Raw genomic sequence first — 340 nt, 5'->3', positions numbered from 1 at the left:
TCTGTTGTAGTTTGTCCAGATCCGGTATTATTTCCATCTTGCTTTGGTTCATTACCATTATTACCTTCTTCTGTTGGTGGTGTTGGGTTTTCTCCATCACCTTTTGGTGGTGTTGTTGGGTTTTCTCCATCACCTTTTGGTGGTGTTGTTGGGTTTTCTCCATCACCTTTTGGTGGTATTGTTGGGTTTTCTCCATCACCTTTTGGTGGTATTGTTGGGTTTTCTCCACCAGTTTCTTTATCATCATTCTTCTTCGTTATATCAATTGCATATTTAGCAAATTCATTTTCAGATGGTCCAACATATGATATGTTCCCATCTTTCTTTATATACTTTTGTG

At 37.9% G+C, this 340-nt stretch carries 1 pseudogene; it reads right to left on the bottom strand.

The annotated features are described in order from the left end of the window. A pseudogene (locus tag MR167_RS31990) lies at nt 1-340 on the bottom strand (bifunctional 2',3'-cyclic-nucleotide 2'-phosphodiesterase/3'-nucleotidase); the annotation flags it as partial.

The organism is Bacillus cereus group sp. BfR-BA-01355, assembly GCF_022663675.1.
Lineage (GTDB): Bacteria > Bacillota > Bacilli > Bacillales > Bacillaceae_G > Bacillus_A > Bacillus_A thuringiensis_S.
The sequence above is the reverse complement of the archived record's forward strand: the minus strand, read 5'-3'. Positions and strand labels throughout refer to the sequence as shown.